Origin of the sequence: Mycobacterium sp. E2238 (assembly GCF_001672665.1) — a bacterium.
Lineage (GTDB): Bacteria > Actinomycetota > Actinomycetes > Mycobacteriales > Mycobacteriaceae > Mycobacterium.
In genome coordinates, this window is record NZ_LZKF01000012.1 from 1 (window position 1) to 3558 (window position 3558).

Annotated in this window: 2 protein-coding genes and 2 pseudogenes; all 4 read right to left on the reverse strand. The window is 61.6% G+C overall.

What is annotated here, in order from left to right:
* Positions 1 to 276: 276 nt before the first annotated feature.
* Positions 277 to 1125 (reverse strand): annotated as a pseudogene (locus A5711_RS00935) (DMT family transporter); the annotation flags it as partial.
* A 32-nt stretch (positions 1126 to 1157) separates the two neighbouring features.
* Complete coding sequence (locus tag A5711_RS00940; RefSeq protein ID WP_067943188.1) at positions 1158 to 1349, reverse strand: hypothetical protein; 192 nt, start codon at positions 1347 to 1349, stop codon at positions 1158 to 1160.
* A gap of 372 nt (positions 1350 to 1721) precedes the next feature.
* Entirely contained in the window at positions 1722 to 2969 is a 1248-nt protein-coding gene (locus A5711_RS00945) for a cytochrome P450 (RefSeq protein ID WP_082975617.1), read from the reverse strand.
* A 125-nt stretch (positions 2970 to 3094) separates the two neighbouring features.
* Positions 3095 to 3558: pseudogene (locus A5711_RS00950) on the reverse strand (hypothetical protein); the annotation flags it as partial.

Here is a 3558-nt window from a genome sequence, read left to right on the forward strand (position 1 = left end):
AGCGCCGATGTCGCCGAATCCGTTGCAGCTCATAGCGATCCGATGATCCGGTGCTGCGGGCGAAGACCGCTCAGACCAAGGCCGTCGCGTCGAACACCCAGCATGCGATTCGCTCTGTACTTCGACGTGTGCCCGTCCGTAGTCCGTCGACCTGCACTCGCCAAGAAATAGGTGTCGATGGCACCGCGGATCCAACGTTACGCGCGGACGCCTGAGCGTCTCCGGCACCTCAGGATGATCAGAGGTTTCCGCGTTCTGCTCGCTACTGAGCGCCGCGGCAGGGGCCTCACCCCGGGCCAGAGCAACTATCGCGACAATCACCACTATCGCCGCCGACGCCAAGACGATCATGCCCACGCCATCGGCGTTGAGGGTCTCGCCGAGCACCACGATGCCCAGAACCGATGCCACCGCAGGCTTGGCCACGGTCACCGACGGCATTGAGGCGGTCAGCGCACCAGCGCGAAACGATGACTGCTGGAAGATCATCCCTGCCAACGCCGCAAGAATCCAGACATAGAACTCCGGCGCGCACAGCAGCGCCCCGAAACCATGTCCGGCCGCCGCGACGACGGCCTTGGTTAGCACCGCGAACAGGGCCAGCGACGAACCGGCCACCACCGCAAGGAGTACCGCCGCACGCGGACCGGGCCAAATGCGCGCCCCCAGGACACAGCACACCAGTAGGGGACCCAACACCAGGGCCACCACAGTCCAGGCTGTCAGCGACCCCTGCGACTGCCCGGCCTTCGGGTCGCCAACGGCCACGACCACCGCCAAAGCGACGGCGAGCACCGTCGCCCACATCCACTGCGGGCGGGTCACCCGGTGATGGTTCAGCCGCGCATTGACCGGCAGGGCAAATAGCAGCGCCGTCACCTGCAGCGCCGTCACCAACATGACCGACCCGAGCCCCAGCGCGGCGGCTTGCAGGCTGTAGTTGGCAACGGCTCCCCCGCCGCCAAGCCACCACCGGGCGTCGCGCAACGACATGCGGAACAACTCCCAGTGGCCGACTGGTTCGTCGGTGACCTTATGCGCGGACTGTTGACGGCTCACCGCGCCGATCGCGGATGCCAGCGCGGCGCACAGGGCGAGCGCAACCGCGATTTCCGACTTCAACATGGGACCTCTCAAGATGCCGAGATCACTTCGGGCTAGACCCCGAAGTAGACGCCGTACCTGCTCGTCGCGAGCGCTTTCAACAGCCACAGAACCACCCCGGTCCCAGCCAAGGTGCCCAGAGTCACAGTCACGACAAAGGCGACCCGGAAGCTCTTCGAGAGCGCCGACCGGAGGGGGTTCTGCTGGTCGACGGCAGTCGACGGGTGGATGTTACTGGCGCTCATGGCATTTCCTCGTTGACTTCGTTTCGGTCATGTGATTGTCGTTGCCTAATCCATGACGAACTCATAAGGAAATGGTGGTAGACAAAGCACTTCTCCGGAATGACCGGGAAGCCAGATTGGGTTGCCTCTAGGGATAGAGTTTCCTATCCATTTAGCAAGCATCGGGTGATCGAGTCCAACCAGCGTCGGTTGAGGCGCCCGCCCTGAACTCGTCAGACGACCGCACCGGAATCTCTGCTTGTTGGCTCCGCAGTTACTCGTCTCGAGTACCGTCGTCGCGCAGCATCGCGAGCGTCACCGCCCCGCAGAAGCGAGCGCTGTGGCAACCAACCGAACCATCGGTCATGCGCGCATGAAGTCGGCGATCCCGTACTACGCGTTCGCTGTGGCGACCGACTTGGTTTCAAACTCCATCACAAGCCTTATTGGTCCGGTAAAGCCCAGCATGGGTTTCCAGGGAGCCGGTTCGACGCGATGCAGGCCAGGTAGTCGTCGTGCAAGTGTGGCGAGCGCCTCAGCTAATTCCAGGCGCGCTAGATTCGCGCCGAGGCAGTAGTGCCTACCGCCGCCGAAAGTCAGGATCGGCGGCACCTCCTTGCGAGTGATGTCGAAGCGGTCCGGGTCCTCATAGACTTCTGGGTCCCTATTGGCTGCACCGGTGTTCACCATTACAAAAGTTCCCGCTGGGAATATGTAGCCACCGAGCTCGACATCCTGGGTGACGGTCCGGAACGTGCCACAGACGATCGGCGAGTGACGCATGCTTTCCTCGACCGCGCGCATCGCAAAGTCGGGATCGCCTTGAAGTATTGCCCACTGATCTGGATGCTCGCAGAGCACCTGAACCGAGGCAGGCAATTGGTTTCGCGTGGTGTCGGTTCCTGCCATGAGTAGGGCGGCAGCCATCATGCGCAATTCGTCCACGCTCAGCCTGTCACCATCGTTCTCTGCGCGAATCAGTTCGGACAACAGGTCATCTGTGAGGTTGTGCCGCCGGAGGTTGATCATGTCATCGACGTATGCGTCAAGTTCACCCCACGCACGCATGATGGCGGGTTCCTCTTCGGCAAGGTTGGTGCTGAAGTTGAATGCCTTCAAGATGTTTTCGGTCCATGCCGAAAACAGTTGCCAGTCCTCGCGAGGAGCCCCTAATAGCGCGCAGATGATCGGTATCGGATACGGCTTGGCGATATCGACCACGACGTCGAGCCGCCCAGAGTCCACCACCTGATCGATCAGTCCGTTCACTACATGGTTGATGGTGTCGTGTAGACGTGATGTCGCCCGCGGGGTGAACGCCTTGGACACAAGTTTGCGCAAACGTTGGTGCGCCTCGTCGCTAATGCACAGCAGGCTGGCCATGACCTTATCGAACAGAGGCCCAGAGGTGACGCCCTGCCCGATGAGCGTAATCCCGGGGGGAACGCTGAACCTGGAGTCGCGCAGGACGGCCCGAGCTAGTTCGTAGGACAAGATTTCAGGTCCCACCGGTCCCATGGCGATGGGAGATTGGGACTGGGCCACGCGGATATGGGCACGCGCATCCTCCGGCGTATCCGATAAGTCGTAATTCAGTGCCGGCAGACCGGCTTTGAGGATGTTGGGAATCGTGGTGTCCACAGTCCGCACCGTCTAATTCGAACGGGTCGCCGAGCGACCGCGTCGGTCGGCTCGCTGGATTGACATTCTCTTGGGCCTCGAAGGTTGGGGTTACATGGATTCGACCAGTCTCGGCATTCGGACTGTCACGCGAGACTCGCCTCCGTCATCAGGTCGTCCGTTTGGGCTAATGCGTTGCGTCGGCCTTGCTCCCGATAGAGGTAGGCCAGTTGCATTGCGGTGCACGGGATGCTGATCATTGGGGCGAGCAGCCAGGGAAGGTTCTCGTAGACGAAGATCACCGTGAGATCCCAGAAGCCGCGTTGCACGTTGGGGAAGCCGTGGCGTACTTCGGCGGCGTAGTAGACCACGAAAATGGTGAGCATCACCGTCATCGCGAACAGTGACCACCACAGAGCGCTGATGCGTTTCGGGTCATGGGTTGGGGTGCCGCGCAAGCGAAACCACTGCACCAGCAGTAGCACCGCCGCCAGGACCACGACCGCCTCAATACCCCACAGCGCCCCGTCGCTATGAAGGTAGCGCTCGTCGACTCGGGCGTAGTAGTACCAGATGTAGACCCATCGGTCATTCGTCGTGATGTGGGACC